This window comes from Rhizobium sp. AG855 (assembly GCF_003610655.1).
GTDB classification, from domain to species: Bacteria; Pseudomonadota; Alphaproteobacteria; order Rhizobiales; family Rhizobiaceae; genus Allorhizobium; species Allorhizobium wuzhouense.
In genome coordinates, this window is sequence record NZ_RAQG01000003.1 from 3,109,227 (window position 1) to 3,125,962 (window position 16,736).

The window sequence follows — 16,736 nt, forward strand, 5'->3', positions numbered from 1 at the left end:
ACATAATAATCCGATGACAAGCGAAAAATCCGGCGCATGATCGCGACCATCGATTTGCGCACGATCGTGGAGAGACGGAGCTCATGGCACAGACCGCAACAACCAGCCTTCATGCGACCACCGCGCTGCTTCCCGATGGCTGGGCCAGCAATGTGCGGGTGACGGTGACCGGCGGGACGATCACGCGGATCGAAACCGGGGTGGCGCCAACGAGCGGCGACGAGACGCATGGTATCATCGTTCCCGCCATGCCGAACCTGCACAGCCATGCCTTTCAGCGCGCCATGGCGGGGCTGGCGGAGGTACGTGGACCTGATAGCGACAGCTTCTGGAGCTGGCGCACGATCATGTACAAGTTCGCCCTGTCGATGACGCCCGACCAGATGCAGGCTGTCGCGGCGCAGCTCTACATGGAGATGCTGGAGGCGGGTTTCTCGCGGGTCGGCGAATTCCATTATCTCCACCATGACCAAGACGGCCGACCTTATGCCAATATCGCGGAACTGGCCGAGCGGATCGGGGCGGCAAGCGCCGAGGCCGGTATCGGCCTAACGCTTCTGCCGGTCTTCTATGCCCATTCCGGCTTCGGCGGTGCCGCTCCGGTGGAAGGCCAGCGTCGCTTCATCAACTCGGTCGAGAGTTTTGCGCGTCTGATGGATGGCTGCCGCAGGGTCGTTGCCGATCTGGAAGGTGCCGTGCTCGGTGTGGCGCCGCATAGCCTGCGCGCCGTGACACCGGGGGAACTCGAAGCGGTGGTGCCCTTGGCAGACGGCGGCCCGGTTCATATCCATGTGGCGGAACAGGTCAAGGAGGTCGAGGATTGCGTGGCCTGGTCCAGCGCGCGGCCGGTGGAATGGCTTCTCTCGAACGCGCCCGTCGATGACCGCTGGTGCCTGATCCACGCGACCCATATGACCGAGGACGAGACGCGGCAGATGGCAAAGCGTGGCGCGATTGCCGGGCTTTGCCCGATCACCGAGGCCAATCTGGGCGACGGAACTTTCGAGGCGCCGCTGTTTCTGAGCCAAGGCGGTCGCTATGGCATCGGGTCGGATTCGAATGTGCTGATATCGCTGCCCGGTGAGCTGCGGCAGCTGGAATACTCGCAGCGTCTTGCCCGGCGCGCGCGAAACGTGGTCGCGGAGCCAAACGGGTCGACGGGGCGCCGGCTGTTCGATCAGGCCCTTGCCGGAGGGGCTGCGGCGCTCGGCACCCAAGCCGGTCTCAGCCTTGGCAATCCGGCTGATCTGGTCTCGCTCGACGCGACGGCCCTGCCCTATCTCTCCGGAGACCAGTTGCTGGACCACTGGATTTTTGCCGGTGGCCTTGCCGTCGATAGCGTCTGGGCGCGTGGCCGCAAGCAGGTGGCAGGGGGACGACATATCCGGCGGGCCCAGATCGAGAGCCGGTTCGTGAAGACCATGCAGGCATTGATGAGCGCCTGACCCGGCCTTGCATTCCCTCTGTCATGCGCTATCCGGTAGCTTGAGGATGTGACGTCATGACTGCGGAAGGACACGGCGATTTCTGGTGATACCACCCTGCACAGCAGGATCCTTGCCGACATCGAGGGACAGATCGTATCCGGCGAATGGCCGCCTGGGCACCGGCTGCCGTTCGAGGTCGACCTCGCGGCGCAATATGGCTGCTCGCGCATGACGGTGAACAAGGTCATGGCGCAGCTGGTGCGCAGCGGGCTGATCGAGCGACGGAAGAAATCCGGCAGTTTCGTCGCCCAGCCAAAGGCGCAGTCCGCCGTGCTCGAGATCCATGACATCAAGGACGAGGTGCAGTCGCTGAAACTCGCCTATGGCTATGCCCTCATCACCCGAACCGTCAGGCGCTCGGATGCCGAGGACATGCGGCGGCTGGGGCTTTCCAAGGCGACCGACGTGCTTGACATCACCTGCCTGCATACGGCCGGTCACGAGCCGTTCTGTCTGGAAAAGCGGCTGATCAACCTTGCCATGGTGCCTCAGGCAGCAGATTTCGATTTCGTCGAGATCGCGCCCGGACCCTGGCTGCTGGCGGAAGTGCCCTGGACCAGCGCCCAGCACAGCATTCAGGCCGTCTCCGCCGACAAGGACGCGACGAAGTTGCTCAAGCTCTCCGCGCACGAGGCCTGCCTTGTCATTGAGCGACAGACCTGGGGTCAGGGAGGGCCGGTCACCAATGTGCGGCTGACCTATCCCGGCAACCGGCATGTGGTGACGGCGCAGTTCAAGCCGGGAGGCTGACCGCCCTTATCCCTGCTGCTGGTCCAACGCCAGCAGGAAGCGCTCAAGATCGGCCCAGAGTTCGGCCTCGTCTTCCAGACCAATACTGAGCCGCAGGACGACATCCGGCCCCGTCCAGGGTGTGACGCTGCGATGCCTTGCGACCGGCATGGGGGCTGCGAGGCTTCGGGTGCCGCCCCAGGATGCCCCGATGACAAAGAGCCTGAAGGCATCGAGCGCTGTGGCAACACCAGTTGATGCCGCCTGGTTGAAGACGATGCTGAAGACGCCACTCGATCCGAGGAAATCCCGCTGCCAGAGCGCATGCCCCGGAGAGGTCTTGAGCGCCGGATGCAACACGCGATCGACCAGCGGATGATCGGCCAGTCGATGGGCAAACTCCAGAGCCACCCGCTCCGAATGGCGAAGGCGCAGACCGAGCGTTTCGAAGCCGCGCAGAACCAAGGATGCATCATCCGGCGATACGCCGATGCCGAAACGGCCCATCTGCGCGCGGATCGGCGCAATCAACCGCTCGTCGGCCACCGTGAGCGAGCCCATCAGCACGTCGGAATGGCCGGAGACGAATTTGGTCAGCGCTTCCGTGACGAGATCGGCGCCGTGGCAAAGCGGCTTGTAATTGAGCGGGGTCGCCCAGGTGTTGTCGAGCCCGACCAGGGCACCGTGGGCATGGGCAATCGCTGCGATCTGCGGCAGATCGATCACCTCCATCGTCGTCGACCCCGGGCTCTCGCACCAGACCATGCGGGTGGTCGACCTCATCTTGGCGGCCACGTCCTGCATATCAAACGGATCGAAGTAGTCCACGGCCACGCCGAGCCGGCGCAGATCCGTCTCGGCAAAGTCCCGCATCGGCGGATAGACGCTGTCGACCATCAGGATATGGTCTCCAGCAGAGAGGAAGGGCAGGATCGCAAGGATGTTGGCCGCCTGACCCGACGGTGCGAGGAAGGTCCAGGCGCCCTGTTCAAGGGCGGTCAGTTTCGCTTCAAGCGTGCGGGTCGTCGGCGTTCCGTAGAGACCATAGGAATAGCCCTCATGGCCGCGCGTACCGCGCGCAGCATAGGATGCCGCATCCTTGAAGACGATGGTCGAGGCGCGATAGACAGCGACACCCAGCGGATCGAACCCGTCTTCGGAAACGGAAGGTGTCAGGACACATTGGGTGATATCGCTCATGGGACGGGCCTTTCGGGAAGTGGGCGCGGCAAACAGAGCCTATTTGCGCGGCGTAATCCATAGGTCAGATCTCACCCTTGACGCGATCTCGCGGCAACCCACAGGTTGCCCCCAATCTCAGCTGCGCGGATGGGCAGCGACGAGATTGCTTCGCTGCCGGGTCTGGTAACGGCCTGAAGGCTCTGATGAGCGGAGTTCATGGCCTTCGGTAATCGTCTGGCCCCGCACCAGCAGGCGCACCGGCCAGCCGCGAAGCTCCAACCCCTCATAGGGTGTATAATCGGCGCCATGCTGCAGGAGTTCATTGGTCAGCGTGACGCGTCTCTCGGGGTCCCAGAGCGCGATGTCGGCGTCGGACCCGATCGCGATCGTGCCCTTTTGTGGATACATGCCATAGAGCTTGGCATGGTTGGTCGATGTCACGGCGACGAAGCGGTTGATGTCGATCCGGCCCTTCATCACCCCTTCTGAAAACAGGATCGGCAGGCGCGTCGCTACGCCCGGAATGCCGTTCGGGATCCAGCGGAAATGACGTTTGCCCTTCTCGTTCAGCTTGCCCTCCGGGTCGTCGAAGCGGAAGGGGCAGTGGTCGGAGGAGAAAAGGTCGAAAACGCCCTGCTCGATGCCTTCCCAGCAGGCGTCCTGGCTCGCCTTGTCGCGCGGCGGTGGCGAGCAGACGAATTTGGCACCGTCCAATCCCTCGAGATCAAGGTCGTCGGCCGTCAGCATCAGATATTGCGGGCAGGTTTCGCCGGCGATTTTCTGGCCACGCTGGCGGGCGCGGCGGATTTCTTCCATCGCCTCGCGGTTCGAGACATGCACGATGACGATGGGCACATCGACGATTTCGGCGAGCGACAGCGCGCGATGGGTCGCCTCTCGCTCGGCGGCAATGGGCCTTGTCGTGGCGTGGTACTTCGGCGCGAACTTGCCCTCTTCCTCGTGCCGGCCGATCAGATAGCGGATCGCATCCTCGTTTTCGCAATGGACCATGACCAGCGCGCCGGTGCGCCGTGCCGTGTCGAGCGTGGCGAGAATCTCGTCGTCGCGCAGGCGCAGGCCTTCATAGGTCATGAAGACCTTCAGCGATGTGTACCCGTCCTCGACCAGGGCCGGCAGTTCCTGGCCAAGCACCTCGGCCGTCGGGTCGGTGATGACGAGGTGGAAAGAGACATCGACATGGCATTTGCCTTCGGCCTTCTCGTGATAGACCTTCAGCGCCTCGCGCAGCGACTGGCCCTTCTCCTGCATGCAGAAGGCCAGCACCGTGCTGTTGCCGCCGATCGCGGCGGAGCGCGTGCCGCTATCAAAATCATCGGCCATGACGATGCCGTCGCCGGAGGGTTGGTCGAGATGGACATGGCTGTCTATACCGCCCGGCAGCACGAACAGGCCCGTCGCATCGATGATCTCGTCGGCCTCGGCCAGGCCGAGCGCCAGTGCTGCGATCCGGCCGTCCTTGATGCCGATGTCGCTGACAAAGGTATCACTGGCCGTCACCACCGTCCCGTTGCGGATCACCGTATCGAAGCGCATGCGTCCCATCCTTCTTGCTGACGGTTCAGCTCGCCTTGGCGAGGCCGGCTTCGCCGGAGAGAATTCGGTCGAGGGCTGATGTGAAGCGGTCCACTTCCTCGATCGTGTTGTAATGCACCATCGAGACGCGCAGCATGCCGCCATGGTCAGTCAGGCCAAGATATTCGGCAAGTCGGCGCGAGTGAAAATCGCCGAAACGCATGGCGATCTTCTCCGCATCCATCGCCTTGCAGAGATCGGCGGCCTCGCGGCCGTCGAAACGGAAGGCGATCGTCGGCACACGCTGGCTGTCCCGGTTGACGGCCTGTCCGATGATGCGGCAGTCGTTGCGCGAGCGGAGATAGGTGAGAAGCCGCTCGGTCAGGGCGTTTTCCTGCGCGGTGATCGCCCCATAAGCGGCCTCGATCTTGGCGCGCGTGCTGCCGGTTTCGCCGGCCTGTTCTCCGAGCGCCGTCAGATAGTCGACGATGCCGCAGGTCGAATAGGCCAGTTCGTAGTTCGGATTGCCCGGCTCGAGTTTGCCTGGGACTTTGTCCTTGCCGTAGAAGTAGTGGTAGAGCGTGTCGAGCTCGAGCAGCAGGTCATATTTGCCGTACATCAGCGCGTAATGCGGGCCGTAGGTCTTGTAGAGGCTGAAGACGTAGTAATCGACGTCGAAGGCCTGCACATCGACGGCGCGATGCGGCGCATAGGCGACCGCATCGACGCAGATCTTGGCGCCACGGGCATGGACGAAATCGGCGATCTCGCGGATCGGATTGATCGAGCCCAGGATGTTCGAGCAATGGGTGACGCAGACGAGCTTCGTTCGCTCGCTCATCAGCGGCGCGAGATCGGCGAGGTCGAGGGTGAGGGTTTCCTTGTTGAGCGGCCAGATCTTCAGAACCACGCCGCGTTCCTGAAGCCGGTCCCAGGGGCCGATATTGGATTCATGATCCGCTACCGTGATGACGATCTCGTCTCCGGCCGAGAGCTGGCTATGCATGGCGCGGGCGAGGTTCTGTATCAGCGCCGTGGTCGAATTGCCAAAGACGACCTCTTCCGGACGGCTGGCGTTGACGAGATGCATTGCCGCTGTGCGCGCTTCGTAAAGTGCTGCGGCCGCAGCCTGCGACACCTCGTAGGATCCGCCAATCTGGACGTTCTTCTCGTAGAGGAAGGTGTTGATGCGCTCCACGGCGCCTTTCAGGATCTGCGATCCGCCGGCATTGTCGAAGAAGGTCCAGCCGCGGTCGAGACCGGGAAACTGGCTGCGGACATAGTCGAGGTCGAGCTTTGAAGCGGTGGCCATTCTTGGCGTCCTCCGATGTATTCTTCTTGTTCAGTGTTCGAGGACCGCGCGCAGGAAGCCGCGCGTCCGTTCTTGCCTGGGGGCATCGAAAATTTCAGCAGGCGTCCCGGCCTCCATCAGCCGGCCGCCATCCATGAAGATCACCCGGTCGGCGACCTGGCGGGCAAAGCCCATCTCATGGGTGACGACGATCATGGTGACGCCGGTGCCGGCAAGCTTGCGCATGACGTCCAGCACCTCGCCGACCATTTCCGGATCGAGCGAAGAGGTGGGCTCGTCGAAGAGCAGCACACGTGGTTCCATGGCAAGCGCGCGGGCAATGGCGACGCGCTGCTGCTGGCCGCCGGAGAGCTGGCCCGGGAATTTTTCTGCCTGTTCACCGATACCGACGCGGGCAAGCAATTCGCGGGCCTTGCGTTCGGCTTCGACCGGGGACGTTCCACGAACCCGCATCGGGGCGAGCATGACGTTCTTCAAGACCGTCATATGCGGGAAGAGATTGAAGGACTGGAAGACCATGCCGACTTCGGCCCTGACCTTGGCGAGTGCCGGACCGGGCTCGACGCGGATGCCGTCGACGGTGATGCGGCTCTCCGGATCAAAGGCTTCGAGGTGATTGATGCAGCGGATCAGCGTCGATTTGCCGGAGCCCGAGGGGCCGATGACGCAGACCACCTCGCCTTCGGCGATGTCGAGGTCGATGCCGTGCAGCACGGTAAAAGTGCCATAGGCCTTTTTCAGGCCTCTGATCGAAATGAGCGGGGCCTTGTCCATCAGCGTTTCCCCCGGCTGAAATGTTTCTCAAGGCGGGCGACGACGGCGACCATGGGCCAGAGCAGCGCGATGTAGATCAACGCTGCACCGATCAGCGGCGTCGGGTTGGCGGCGAGCGCCTGGGCCTGGGTCGCCTGCTTGAGCAGATCCGGCATCGCAACGACCGAGGCGAGCGCCGTATCCTTCATGACATTGATGCAGTTGTTGGTGAGTGGCGGTATGACGATCCGGATCGCCTGGGGCAGGATCACGTCGACCATCGAGTCCTTGTTGGACAAGCCGAGCGCTGCAGACGCCTCGAACTGGCCATGCGGGATTGCCTCGATGCCGGCGCGGAAGATTTCGGCGGTATAGGCGGCCGAGACCAGCGAAAGTGCTGTCACGGCCGAGAGGAATGGCGAGAGGCGGATGCCGACAAAAGGCAATGCGTAGTAGACGACGATCAGCAGCACGAGCAGCGGGATCGAGCGGAAGATGTCGATGTAAATGCGGATCACGAGCTTGATGAAGCCCGGCGCATAGAGCCTGGTGACAGCGAGGAACAGGCCACCGACGAGGCCGACCAGGATGCTGGTGACGCCGATCTCCAGCGTGACGACCAGCCCCCACAAGAGTTGCGGCAGGCTGTCGATCATGACCTGCAGATTGAAGAAGGTATTGAGAAGTGTCATGCCGCTTTGGCCCCCGTGGCAGACCGGCGGAACACGACTGTTCCGCCGGACGCGTTTCGAGCGTTACTTGCCCTTGGGCATATCGAGGACGGCAACCGTCGAGGTCGTGTCTTCGGCCTTGGCGCCGAACCAGGTCTCATGCAGCTTGGCGATGAAGCCCTCACCCTTCAGCGTGGTGATGACGGCATTCACTTCGGTTGCGAGCGGGTCGTTCTTGTTGAACATGATCGAATATTTCTCGCCGGTCGGGATGCGCTCGACCACCTTCAGTTCCGGCTTGTCCTTGACGTAGTAGAGAAGCGCCGGGATGTCGGAGATGTAACCGTCGACGCGGCCGGCGACGAGGTCGAGCATGGCAGGCTGCAGGCCCTCGAAGCGGCGGATCTCGCCGAGCTTGTAGTCGTCCTTGTGCGCCTCGGCCCACATGTCGCCGGTGGAGCCGGTATCGACGCCGACGACCTTGCCACCCATGTCCTTGAGGCCGGTGATGCCGGAGGCAGCCGTGACGGTCAGCGACTGGTCGCTGTCATAATAGGGCTGGGCGAAGGTGACCGATTCCAGACGCTTCTCGGTAATGGTGATCGAGGAGATCGCCATGTTGATGCGGCCGGACTGGACGGCCGGGAAGAGGCCGTTGAACGGCGTATTGACGAATTCGACTGTCTTGCCGAGGCGCTTGGCAATCTCGTTGACGAGATCGACCTCGAAGCCGGTGACCTTGCCGCTGGCATCTTCGAATTCCCAGGGCACGTTGCCGATATTGGCGCCGACGGTCAAATCGGCAGCGTTCGCGGCCGCCGTGGCAAAGACGCCAAACAGGCCCGCGAGAAGTGTTGTCTTGATGCTCGATGCGCGTGTCATGAGAGTTCCCCTTGTTTTTTGAACATGACTCAATCTACATTTGGTCTAACTGGTCAGACCAGTCAGGCCAAACAAGCATGCTCGTTTCCGCTTGGCAAGGTGGCTTGTGAAAAAATACAATGCCGATGCCAGATGGCACCGGTCGGGAAAAGGAATCGCATGTTCAACAAGACGCTTGTTCCACAATCGGTGGCACGCGAGATCCAGACCATGATTCACTCCGGCCAGTTGAAGGCTGGAGAGAAAATCCCGTCGCAGCGGGAATTCTCGCAGAAGTTCGGCATCAGCCGTGCCTCCTTGCGCGAAGCCCTGCTGACGCTGGAAACCTTGGGCCTGTTGAAGACCGAAGCCGGGCGCGGCACCTTCGTCGTCAAGCCTGCCCAGAGCGCGAGTGGGGCACCGGGCCATATGGCCCCGTGGCGTTATTCCGACAGCTATTCCGTGTTCGATGTATTCCAGACCCGAATTCTGCTGGAAGGCGAGATCGCAAGGCTTGCAGCCGGTCGTCTGACGCAATTGCAGCTTGAGCGGATGGAGCAGGCAACCCGCACCATGGAAGAGTGCTGGGCAAACCAGGACCTGCTTGCCAATGTCGAAGCCGACCTCGACTTTCACGGCACCATTGTCTCGGCCTGCTCGAACGCCATGCTGAAGGCGCTCTACCAGACCGTGCGTGATCAGGTGACGGAAACGCAGCGCCAGCCGATCCCGATCACCGATCCGGAACGCATGCGCGAATCGATCGGCGAGCACCGCAAGATCATTGCGGCGCTCCGCGCCAATGACGGCCAAAGGGCGAAGCTGGAGATGGAAACCCATATCCGCAACACGGCCCGCTGTGCCGGACTGGAGCCTTAAGCCACCGCTGCCCGCAGCTCGCCCGCTGCCTGGCGCACGACGTCCGCCACCTCTGTCAGCTGCCGGGCGATCGGGCTCGTCCTGCGCCAGATCATGCCGATGGTGCGCGACGGCTGCGGCTCCTGGAAGCGGGCAACCGAGACGGCGGCCGAGCGCGTCTCGACCGACATGGCGATTTCGGGGATGAGCGTCACGCCGATGCCGGCACCCACCATTTGCACCAGCGTTGTCAGAGAGCTGCCATCAAGGATTTCACGCGGCCGCACCGAGCCCATGTCGCAGAAGGACAGCGCCTGCTCGCGGAAGCAATGTCCTTCCTCAAGAAGCAGAAGGCGCATTTCGCGCAGCATATCCTTGTTCGGCACCGGCTTGGCCTCATCCTCCAGCGGCCTGACCAGCACGAAGCTCTCATCGAACAGCGGGATCTCCTGCATTGATGGCTCGGATATCGGCAGCGCGACAATTGCCGTATCGAGCCGTCCATCGGCCAGTTCCTGGATGAGCTTGGGCGTCACGGTTTCCCGCACATGGATGTCGAGATCGGCATTGGCGCGGGTCAGGCTGGAGATCATGGCCGGCAAAAGATAGGGCGCAACCGTCGGAATCACACCGATGCGCAGCCGCCCGACCAGCTGGCGGCGATGGGCGCGGGCGAGATCGCCCAGTTCATCGACCGAGCGCAGGATGTCGCGCACCCGCAGCAGGAATTCTTCACCGAAGGCCGATAGGCGGAGTTGCCTCGCGGAACGCTCGAAGAGTTCAGCGCCGAGCGCTTCCTCAAGGTCCTTGATCTGTACCGAAAGTGCTGGCTGGGAAATCGAACACGCCTCAGCCGCACGGCCAAAATGGCCGTGACGAGCCAGCGCATCGAAATAGCGCAACTGGCGGAGCGTGAAATTGATCATAACCAAAACCTATGGAACTTATCAGTTTTTCTAACTTACATTAATCGAATCGCTTTGCTAGAACAATTCCAGAAGCTGCCGGCCGGACCGCGATCCTATCGCAATGCGCGGGCCAAATGACCGGCTGCCGGCACTGGCCCCCCGCCTCTTGCCGGCACTTCATCAGGCTGTGACGCTGCCGTGTTTCAACGGATGAAGGCGGCTGCAGCCAGCCACACGCGGGTTCTTCTAGGAGGCAATTATGGATACAATGAGCAACAATGGCGCCGGCAAATGTCCGGTCATGCACGGTTCGAACACCGAGACCGGCTCCACCGTCATGGCCTGGTGGCCGAACGCACTGAACCTCGACATCCTGCACCAGCACGATACGAAGACGAACCCGCTGGGCACGGACTTCGACTATCGCGAAGCCGTGAAGTCGCTCGACGTTTCCGCCCTGAAGGCGGACATGAAGGCTCTCTTCCGTGACAGCCAGGAATGGTGGCCGGCCGACTGGGGTCATTACGGCGGGTTGATGATCCGTCTCGCCTGGCACTCCGCCGGCTCCTACCGCCTGGCCGATGGCCGTGGCGGCGGTGGCACCGGCAATATCCGCTTTGCTCCGCTCAATTCCTGGCCCGATAATGCCAGCCTCGACAAGGCCCGCCGCCTGTTGTGGCCGCTGAAGAAGAAGTACGGCAACAAGATCTCCTGGGCCGACCTCATCCTCTTCGCCGGCACCGTCGCCTATGAAGACATGGGTCTGAAAACCTTCGGCTTCGCCTTTGGCCGCCCCGACATCTGGGGTCCGGAAAAGGACGTCTATTGGGGTGCTGAAAAGCAGTGGCTCGCGCCCTCCGACAACCGTTACGACGACGTCACCAAGCCTGACACGATGGAAAACCCGCTTGCCGCCGTGCAGATGGGCCTCATCTACGTCAATCCGGAAGGCGTGAACGGCAAGCCGGATCCGCTCGCCACCGCCGCGCAGGTTCGCGAAACCTTCGCCCGCATGGCGATGAACGACGAAGAAACCGCCGCACTCGCCGCTGGCGGCCACACCGTCGGCAAGGCGCATGGCAACGGCAATGCCCAGGCCCTCGGCGTCGAGCCGGAAGCCGGTGAAGTCGAAAACCAGGGCCTCGGCTGGCTCAACCCGAACCAAAACGGCAAGGCAAGCCTCGCTGTCACCTCCGGCATCGAAGGCGCCTGGACGACGAACCCGACCGTATTCGACATGGGCTATTTCGAGCTGCTGTTCGGCTATGACTGGGAACTGACGCACAGCCCTGCCGGTGCGCAGCAGTACCAGCCGGTTGGCATCAAGGAAGAGCATATGCCTGTTGACGCGACCGATCCGTCTGTCCGTCGCATGCCCATGATGACCGATGCCGACATGGCGATGAAGGTCGATCCGGCCTATCGCGCCATCTGCGAAAAGTTCATGGCCGACCCTGAATACTTCAAGGACACGTTTGCCCGCGCCTGGTTCAAGCTGACCCATCGCGACCTCGGCCCGAAGGTTCGCTACATCGGCCCGGAAGCCCCGACAGAAGACCTGATCTGGCAGGATCCGATCCCCGCCGGCCCTGAGAATTTCGACGTCGGTGCGGTCAAGGCGAAGATCGCCGCTTCGGGCCTGTCGGTCTCCGAATTGGTTGCAACCGCTTGGGACAGCGCCCGCACCTATCGCCAGTCCGACATGCGCGGCGGTGCCAATGGCGCCCGCATCCGTCTCGCCCCGCAGCGCGATTGGGAAGGCAATGAGCCGGCCCGTCTCGGCAAGGTGCTGTCGGTTCTTGAACTGATCGCCGCGGAATTCGGCGCCAGCGTCGCAGACGTCATCGTGCTTGCCGGCAATGTCGGCATCGAACAGGCTGCCAAGGCTGCCGGCTACACTGTCGACGTTCCCTTCGCTGCCGGTCGTGGGGATGCCACTGCCGAGCAGACCGATGCTGCAAGCTTTGCAGCGCTCGAGCCGCTCGCCGACGGTTTCCGCAACTTCGCCAAGAAGGACTATGTCGTCAGCCCGGAAGAGATGCTTCTCGACCGCGCCCAGCTGATGGGTCTGACGGGTGCGGAAATGACCGTGCTGCTCGGTGGCCTGCGTGTGCTCGGCGCCAATTTCGGCGGCTCCAAGCATGGCGTGTTCACCGACCGCGAAGGCCAGCTGACGACCGACTTCTTCGTCAACCTGACCGACATGGGCTTTACCTGGAAGCCGACGGGCAAGAACTCCTACGACATCTGCGACCGCAAGACCGGCGCCGTGAAGTACACTGCGACCCGCGTCGACCTGGTGTTCGGCTCGAACTCGATCCTGCGCGCCTATGCCGAAGTCTATGCCCAGGACGACAACAGCGAAAAGTTCGTGAAGGACTTCGTTGCCGCCTGGACGAAGGTGATGAACGCAGACCGCTTCGACCTTCAGGCCTAACGCGACCTCATGGACCGGCACCCCGTTGCGGGTGCCGGTTTCCTCGAAAGCCGGAGATGCCGCCGCGTCTCCGGCTTTTTGCGTTGAGAGCAGACCGATCGAGCCTCAACGCAAGAAGGCCCGAAACCGCTTCAGCGAAAGGGCAAAAAACACGCTGGAAATGGCGACCAGCGCCAGAAGCTGCGGCCAGACCACCGTGATCCCGGCGTCCCGGAACAGCACCGCCTGGGCCAGGATCACGAAATGGGTGTTGGGCGCGAGCGTCATGATCCACTGGATCACTTCCGGCATGCTTTCCCTTGGCGTCATGCCGCCCGAGAGGATCTGCAGAGGCAGGAGCACGAGCATCAGCAGGAGGCCAAACTGCGGCATGGAGCCTGCAACCGTTGCAAGGAAGATGCCCATGCAGGTCGCGGCGACGAGCTGCAAGGCCGCCCCCAGGATGAACAAGAGGATCGATCCATGCAGCGGCACCTGCAAGGCTCCCTCGACCACCACGAGCAGCGAGAATATCGTGGCCAGCAAAACGACGAGACCCATCGACCAGATCTTGCTCAGCATGATCTCCGACGGGCTGACCGGCATGACCAGCAGATGCTCGATGGTGCCGTGTTCACGCTCGCGGATGAGGGCGGCGCCGGTCAGGATGATCGACAGCATGGTGACCGCCGAGATGACCTCGTTGACCGACCCGAACCAGCTTTTGTCGAGTTCTGGGTTGAAGCGCGACCGAAGCACGAGATTGGCCGGCACCGTGGTGGTGCCACGGCCACGATCCAGGAAGCTGTTCAGTTCCTTGGTGACGATCTGCTGGATGTAGCCGCCGCCGGTAAAGGCCTGGGTCATGCGTGTCGCGTCGATGTTCAGCTGGATCTGCGACGCCTTGCCTGCCAACAGGTCACGCTGGAAGTTCGGCGGGATATCCAACACGAAAGTATCGAGACCCGAATTCATCCGGTCGTCAATTTCGGCCGGTGTAATCAGCTTGGGCGGGAGGAAATAGGGCGGATAGAAAGCCGCGATGATGCGCTCCGAGACCGGGGACCGATCCTCGTCGACAATGGCGATTGCCGCCTTGTTGAGCGTTTCCGGCTCGGCAGTCGCCGCCGTATAGATGTTCACCGTGAAGGCATAGACGATGAGGAGCATCAGCGCAGGATCTCGGGCGAGACCGCGCAACTCTTTGATGCCGAGTTGAAGGATGGTGGTCAGTCGCATCGTTCAATCCGCCTGCTTCTTGAGGAGAAAGGTCCCTGCGATCAGCAACACGGGCCCGACGATTGCGAGCGCCGCCAGCGGCGCACCCAGATCGGCGAAGCCCAGCGCCTTGGAAAAGACGCCGCGGGAGATCGTGACGAAATGACTTGCGGGATAGATCTGCCCGATCAACGCGCCTGCGCCCTGCAGTGCCGAGACCGGCGACAGCATGCCTGAAAACTGCACGGCCGGAATGATCGTGATCAGGGTGGTGCCGAAGATGGCCGCGATCTGGCTTTTCATGAAGCTGGACAAGAGCAGCCCCAGCGCCGTGGACGCGAAAACATAGAGAAACGCGCCGAGAGCAAGGGCCCAGAAATTGCCCGTCAGCGGCACCCGGAAGGCAAAGACGGCAAAGGCCGTCAGCATCAGAAAATTCGCGAAGGCGATCGCCAGATAGGGGATCTGCTTGCCGAGCAGGAATTCGAGCCGGGTCACCGGTGTCACGTAGAAATTGGTGATCGAGCCGAGTTCCTTTTCCCGGACGACGCTGAGGACCGACAACATGGCCGGGATCAGCATGAGGAGCAGGGGAATAACGGCGGGCACCATGGCCACAAGGCTTTCGACCCCCGGATTGTAGCGGTAACGCAGTTCCAGTCCAAAGCGTCCGGCGGCTGCGTCACCGTAAAGCTCCCGGGCCTTTCGGGTAAGCCAGCCGGCATGCATGCCCTGGACGTAGCCCGATATCGTCTCGGCCCGCATCGGCATGGCTCCGTCGATCCACGCGCCGATTTCGACGGCAGGCCCGCCCCTTTCGAGATTGCGCCCGAAACCGGGGGGGATTTCGATGGCGAGGCTGATTTCACCGGAACGCATGCGCCGGTCGAGCTCGGCATAGTCGGAGATCGGCGGTCGTTCGATGAAGTAACGCGAACCTGAGATCTCGGCGATGTATTCGCGACTGAGCACCGTGTCGTCGCGGTCAAGCGTGGCGAAGGTGAGGTTTTCGACATCCAGATTGATGCCATAGCCGACGACGAACATCAGGATCAGGCTGCCGACCATGGCAAGTGTCGCGCGGATGGGATCGCGGCGCAGCTCCAGCGCCTCGCGGCGGCTGAAGGCGAGGAGACGACGACGGTCGATGAGCGGCCTCCTCTTGGGGGAAGCCGGCGACAGAGATGGTGCTGGCACTTGTGCCGTTTCGGCGATCTCCTCGTCGAAGCCGGCGGTCGGGGCCACCGTTTCGCCGATCGCCTGTTCAAGGTAGCCGATGAAGGCTTCTTCAAGACTTCCTGCCGCCCGACTCGCGATGATGGCCTTCGGCGTGTCCGTCACCAGCACACGGCCGGCATGCATCAGGGATATGCGGTCGCAGAGTTCCGCCTCGTTCATGAAATGGGTCGAGACAAAGATGGTGACATTGTCACGCCGGGACAGGTCGGCCAGGATCTGCCAGAAATCGTCACGGGCGACAGGATCAACGCCCGAGGTCGGCTCGTCGAGGATCAGGATGTCGGGCCGATGGATCAGCGCGACCGCCAGCGACAGGCGCTGGCGAACACCGAGCGGAAGGCTGTCGGGCAATTCGTCGATCACGGGCGTCAGCCCGAAACGGTCTGTCAGTTCCGTGATCCGCGGTGCGATCTCGGCTTCCGCCATGCCGAACAGCCGACCATGCAGATCGAGGTTCTGGCGAACGGTGAGCTCGCCGTAGAGCGAAAACGCCTGGCTCATGTAACCGACACGGCGGCGGATGCTGATGTCCTTCGGGTCAACAGGGTGACCGAAGACCTCCGCTTTGCCCTCGCTCGCCGCGAGCAGGCCCGTCAGCATCTTCATCGTCGTGGTCTTGCCGCAGCCGTTCGAGCCGAGAAAGCCGAAGATCTCGCCACGCGGGATCTCGAAACTGACATTGTCGACCGCCGTGAAATCGCCGAAGCGCATGGTCAGGTGCTCGGCCCGGATTGCGGTTTCAACCGCCCCGGTGCTGGACCTCGGCGGGATCGACAGGACCTCGTGCCGGCCTCTTTTTTCTTCCGGGAGAAGTGCGATGAAGGCCGCGTCGAGATTGGCCGTCTGGGTTCGGGCGAGCAGGTCGGCCGGCGCGCCTGTCGCCAGAACCCGGCCGTCATCCATCGCGACCAGCCAGTCGAAACGCGCCGCCTCCTCCATGTAGGCGGTGGCGACGATCACGCTCATTCCGGGACGGCCGGCACGGATATCGTCGATCAACTGCCAGAATTGCCGGCGCGACAAGGGGTCGACACCGGTGGTAGGCTCGTCAAGAATCAGCAGATCGGGATCGTGAATGAGGGCACAGCACAGGCCAAGCTTCTGTTTCATGCCACCTGACAGTTTGCCGGCCGGGCGGTCGGAAAAGGGCGCCAGCCCCGTCGCCTTTAGCAGACTGCGAATTCGTCGCTCCCGCTCATGCCGGTCCTGGCCGAAAATGCGTCCGAAGAATTCGACATTCTCGAAAACGGAAAGCGTCGGATAGAGGTTCTTTCCCAGACCCTGTGGCATGTAGGCGATACGCGGGCAGCTGTCGCGGCGATGTTTCGCGTTGGCCATATCGCCGCCAAGGACCTCGACACGGCCCGACTGGATAACGCGAGCCCCCGCCACCAGCGAGAGCAGGCTTGATTTTCCGACGCCGTCCGGACCAATCAGGCCGACCATCACGCCAGCGGGCAGGTCGAGGGTGACTGATCTCAGAGCCGGCGTCTTGCCATAAGCGAGGCTTACGCCGCCGAGGCGCACCACGGGGCTTTGCCCCGCGTCACTGCGCGATAAGGCTTCCAT

13 protein-coding genes are annotated in these 16,736 nt (G+C 62.5%); 4 read left to right on the plus strand and 9 right to left on the minus strand.

What is annotated here, in order from left to right; all coding sequences use genetic code 11:
- Positions 1-83: 83 nt before the first annotated feature.
- Positions 84-1,445, plus strand: a complete 1,362-nt coding sequence (locus DFO46_RS15345; RefSeq protein ID WP_120277873.1) for a formimidoylglutamate deiminase — start codon at positions 84-86, stop codon at positions 1,443-1,445.
- Positions 1,446-1,523: 78 nt separating this feature from the next.
- The gene (gene hutC, locus DFO46_RS15350; RefSeq protein WP_120277874.1) at positions 1,524-2,237 is read left to right on the plus strand and encodes a histidine utilization repressor; all 714 of its coding nucleotides are present in this window, start codon (positions 1,524-1,526) and stop codon (positions 2,235-2,237) included.
- A gap of 6 nt (positions 2,238-2,243) precedes the next feature.
- Here hutC and DFO46_RS15355 read toward each other — a convergent pair whose 3' ends face one another.
- The 6 genes from DFO46_RS15355 to DFO46_RS15380 all read right to left on the minus strand — a co-directional run bounded on the left by DFO46_RS15355 (position 2,244) and on the right by DFO46_RS15380 (position 8,549).
- Positions 2,244-3,416 carry an aminotransferase class I/II-fold pyridoxal phosphate-dependent enzyme gene (locus DFO46_RS15355; protein WP_120277875.1) on the minus strand — a complete coding sequence of 391 codons (1,173 nt, stop codon included), beginning with the start codon at positions 3,414-3,416 and terminating at the stop codon, positions 2,244-2,246.
- 117 nt (positions 3,417-3,533) lie between these two features.
- Positions 3,534-4,952: a dihydropyrimidinase gene (gene hydA / locus DFO46_RS15360; RefSeq protein WP_120277876.1), complete on the minus strand. Its 1,419-nt coding sequence runs from the start codon at positions 4,950-4,952 to the stop codon at positions 3,534-3,536.
- Between the two features lie 25 nt (positions 4,953-4,977).
- Positions 4,978-6,243: a cysteine desulfurase-like protein gene (locus tag DFO46_RS15365; RefSeq protein WP_120277877.1), complete on the minus strand. Its 1,266-nt coding sequence runs from the start codon at positions 6,241-6,243 to the stop codon at positions 4,978-4,980.
- Positions 6,244-6,273: 30 nt separating this feature from the next.
- Positions 6,274-7,017, minus strand: a complete 744-nt coding sequence (locus tag DFO46_RS15370) for an amino acid ABC transporter ATP-binding protein (protein ID WP_120277878.1) — start codon at positions 7,015-7,017, stop codon at positions 6,274-6,276.
- A complete protein-coding gene (locus DFO46_RS15375; protein WP_120277879.1) occupies positions 7,017-7,688 on the minus strand; it encodes an amino acid ABC transporter permease in 672 nt (223 codons plus the stop codon). Before DFO46_RS15375 ends, DFO46_RS15370 begins: the two co-directional genes overlap by 1 nt.
- A 63-nt stretch (positions 7,689-7,751) precedes the next feature.
- Positions 7,752-8,549 (minus strand): ABC transporter substrate-binding protein, encoded by a 798-nt coding sequence (locus tag DFO46_RS15380; RefSeq protein WP_120277880.1) that lies wholly within the window; start codon positions 8,547-8,549, stop codon positions 7,752-7,754.
- A 159-nt stretch (positions 8,550-8,708) separates the two neighbouring features.
- Between DFO46_RS15380 and DFO46_RS15385 the strand changes: the two genes are divergently transcribed.
- Positions 8,709-9,407, plus strand: coding sequence for a FadR/GntR family transcriptional regulator (locus tag DFO46_RS15385; protein ID WP_110790035.1), 699 nt, complete (start codon positions 8,709-8,711; stop codon positions 9,405-9,407).
- Here DFO46_RS15385 and DFO46_RS15390 read toward each other — a convergent pair.
- Positions 9,404-10,312 (minus strand): hydrogen peroxide-inducible genes activator, encoded by a 909-nt coding sequence (locus DFO46_RS15390; protein ID WP_110790036.1) that lies wholly within the window; start codon positions 10,310-10,312, stop codon positions 9,404-9,406. The genes DFO46_RS15385 and DFO46_RS15390 overlap by 4 nt on opposite strands.
- Before the next feature lie 241 nt (positions 10,313-10,553).
- Between DFO46_RS15390 and katG the strand changes: the two genes are divergently transcribed.
- Complete coding sequence (katG, locus tag DFO46_RS15395) at positions 10,554-12,731, plus strand: catalase/peroxidase HPI (protein WP_120277881.1); 2,178 nt, start codon at positions 10,554-10,556, stop codon at positions 12,729-12,731.
- A 105-nt stretch (positions 12,732-12,836) separates the two neighbouring features.
- On the opposite strand, the gene DFO46_RS15400 is transcribed toward katG, so the two are convergent.
- Both DFO46_RS15400 and rbbA read right to left on the minus strand, forming a co-directional pair.
- Positions 12,837-13,949 (minus strand): ABC transporter permease, encoded by a 1,113-nt coding sequence (locus DFO46_RS15400; protein ID WP_120277882.1) that lies wholly within the window; start codon positions 13,947-13,949, stop codon positions 12,837-12,839.
- A gap of 3 nt (positions 13,950-13,952) precedes the next feature.
- Positions 13,953-16,736, minus strand: coding sequence for a ribosome-associated ATPase/putative transporter RbbA (gene rbbA / locus DFO46_RS15405; RefSeq protein WP_120277883.1), 2,784 nt, complete (start codon positions 16,734-16,736; stop codon positions 13,953-13,955).

Coding starts and splice junctions, on each gene's coding strand:
- DFO46_RS15380 (WP_120277880.1), bottom strand. CDS start 8,549: ATGACACGCGCATCGAGCATCAAGACAACACTTCTCGCGGGCCTGTTT.
- hydA (WP_120277876.1), bottom strand. CDS start 4,952: ATGCGCTTCGATACGGTGATCCGCAACGGGACGGTGGTGACGGCCAGT.
- DFO46_RS15355 (WP_120277875.1), bottom strand. CDS start 3,416: ATGAGCGATATCACCCAATGTGTCCTGACACCTTCCGTTTCCGAAGAC.
- DFO46_RS15365 (WP_120277877.1), bottom strand. CDS start 6,243: ATGGCCACCGCTTCAAAGCTCGACCTCGACTATGTCCGCAGCCAGTTT.
- katG (WP_120277881.1), top strand. CDS start 10,554: ATGGATACAATGAGCAACAATGGCGCCGGCAAATGTCCGGTCATGCAC.
- DFO46_RS15390 (WP_110790036.1), bottom strand. CDS start 10,312: ATGATCAATTTCACGCTCCGCCAGTTGCGCTATTTCGATGCGCTGGCT.
- DFO46_RS15385 (WP_110790035.1), top strand. CDS start 8,709: ATGTTCAACAAGACGCTTGTTCCACAATCGGTGGCACGCGAGATCCAG.
- DFO46_RS15375 (WP_120277879.1), bottom strand. CDS start 7,688: ATGACACTTCTCAATACCTTCTTCAATCTGCAGGTCATGATCGACAGC.
- rbbA (WP_120277883.1), bottom strand. CDS start 16,736: ATGGAAGCCTTATCGCGCAGTGACGCGGGGCAAAGCCCCGTGGTGCGC.
- DFO46_RS15345 (WP_120277873.1), top strand. CDS start 84: ATGGCACAGACCGCAACAACCAGCCTTCATGCGACCACCGCGCTGCTT.
- DFO46_RS15400 (WP_120277882.1), bottom strand. CDS start 13,949: ATGCGACTGACCACCATCCTTCAACTCGGCATCAAAGAGTTGCGCGGT.
- DFO46_RS15370 (WP_120277878.1), bottom strand. CDS start 7,017: ATGGACAAGGCCCCGCTCATTTCGATCAGAGGCCTGAAAAAGGCCTAT.